This window comes from Plantactinospora sp. A48 (genome assembly GCF_055793945.1).
This window is the reverse complement of sequence record NZ_JBTIXF010000136.1, coordinates 1-1,304: the sequence shown is the minus strand read 5'-3', so window position 1 is coordinate 1,304 and position 1,304 is coordinate 1. Positions and strand designations below refer to the sequence as shown.

The 1,304-nt window shown below is 68.6% G+C and carries 1 pseudogene; it reads right to left on the bottom strand.

Annotated features, from left to right (window positions below):
• Positions 1 to 703: 703 nt before the first annotated feature.
• Positions 704 to 1,304 (bottom strand): annotated as a pseudogene (locus ACXN5W_RS30300) (hypothetical protein); the annotation flags it as partial.

Here is a 1,304-nt window from a genome sequence, read left to right as displayed (position 1 = left end):
AGGATGGGGGTGCGGATGCTGTTGGGGAGGATGCGGGTGAAGGTGGTCATGGTTGATCGCCTTTCATCCGGGGGTACGCGCCGGCCTGTGGGGGTGGGTCGGCGGTAGGGGGTCGGGGGGCGCCTGTCACGGGCTGGTCCGCGTGGTGGGCTGCGGGACCGAGTACAACGTCTGGGGCCGGGGGATGTTCCCGGTGGTGGGGCGCCTTGCTGGTGGGCTGGCGCCGTGGCCGGGTACAACGTTCGGGGCCGGAGGATGTTCCCGCCTGGGGCGGCTGGTTGGCCGGTCCCGGTGTAACGGCCGGCCGTTGAGCGATGTTCCCGACGGGCGGCTGGGAAGAGTCCTGCCCTGCGCTCGTGGTGCTGTGGTCGTACGCCGGTATAACCGTGTGGGCCAACCACCGATTCCGCAGATCCGGACATATCGCCGTGTCGATCACGGTTTCGGCTGGGAGCGCTTGGGATGCGCGGGTGGATAGCGGACAGCTGGCTCGGTTCCTGGCGGTGACCGAGTGATCGTGGATTCCTGCTGCCCCTCTGGGGGCACCAATCATCCACGATCGTTGACGACGCTGAGGATGGATGGTTGCATACCGGACATTCGACCTGAAGTGGCGAGTTGAGGCGATGATCGTTGTGTCCGGTCATCCACGAAGCGTGGGAGTCCTGCCAGCGTGGAGTCCGGTCAGATCACCACCGGGGTGTCAGGCGGTGTCCGGGTCGGGCTTCAACCAGGTCAGGTCCAGTTCGAGGGCGGTCTTCTCGGAGGCGGTTCGCAGCTCGCTGGCCTCGGGGTCGTCGCCGAGGAACTGGGCCAGCGCGGCCTGTGCCGCCGCGGTCTGCGGCCGGGCCCCGAGTTCCGCGCGCAGGTCCAGCGATCGCCGCAACAGTGCCAACCCGGTATCGCGGTCGCCGGCGTCCATCGCCTGGGCGCCCTGGTGCCGTACGGCGTACGACTCCAGTAGGCGGTCGCCATCGGCCCGCGCGCGTTCCAGGGCGCGGACGTACCAGTCGGCGGCGGTGGTCGGGTCCTCGTGCAGGTTCTCCAGGGTGACGCCGGAGAAGAAGCTGGCCCAGCCACCGATCCAGGAATGCCCGGCGAGTGTTTGGAACGCCTCCGCCGGATCGGGGCCGAGGGGCGGACCCACCCGTTCGAAGAGCAGCCGCCAGTATTCGAGCTGAGCACCGAGGTAGGTCGCGAAGTCGGGGTCGTGTGTCGCGGCGGGCCGGGGCGTCTCGACAGCCCTATCTGCTTGATCGAACCATCCCCGGTGCCAGTTGACGAGCAGGTTTGCCCCGAGCACC